Source organism: Chromohalobacter sp. HP20-39, assembly GCF_033052815.1.
GTDB lineage: Bacteria > Pseudomonadota > Gammaproteobacteria > Pseudomonadales > Halomonadaceae > Chromohalobacter.
The window spans coordinates 1-354 of record NZ_JAWHTP010000303.1 but is presented as its reverse complement, the minus strand read 5'-3'; the positions used below and the strand labels follow the sequence as shown (position 1 = coordinate 354).

At 63.6% G+C, this 354-nt stretch carries 1 pseudogene; it reads right to left on the bottom strand.

Annotation, left to right across the window (positions count from 1 at the left end):
• Positions 1-263 (bottom strand): annotated as a pseudogene (locus RVY79_RS18095) (MFS transporter); the annotation flags it as partial.
• Positions 264-354 lie beyond the last annotated feature (91 nt).

Sequence of the window (354 nt, the reverse complement as noted above, 5' to 3'; positions counted from 1 at the left end):
CCCGCGGTGGGGGCGATCGCGAACAGCGGCTTTGACAGCGCGCCTAGCGCGTAGCCGAAGACTGCCAGGCCTTTGCGCTTGCCGAGGTAGTCGCTCAGTGCGCCGGAGAAGATCTTGACGATCAGCGCGATCGATTCAGCCAGACCTTCTATCACACCGACCGTCAGCGCGCTGGCACCCAGCACCGACACCATGAACAGCGGCAGCAGGCTGTGGATCATCTCGGAGGCGATGTCCATCAGCAGGCTGACGAAGCCGAGCACCCAGATGCCTGGCGGCATCTGGCGCAGAACGCTGGCGCGCGTGACTGCAGTTTGGGTGGATCGCCCTGGAGTGAAAAGATCGGAAGAGCAC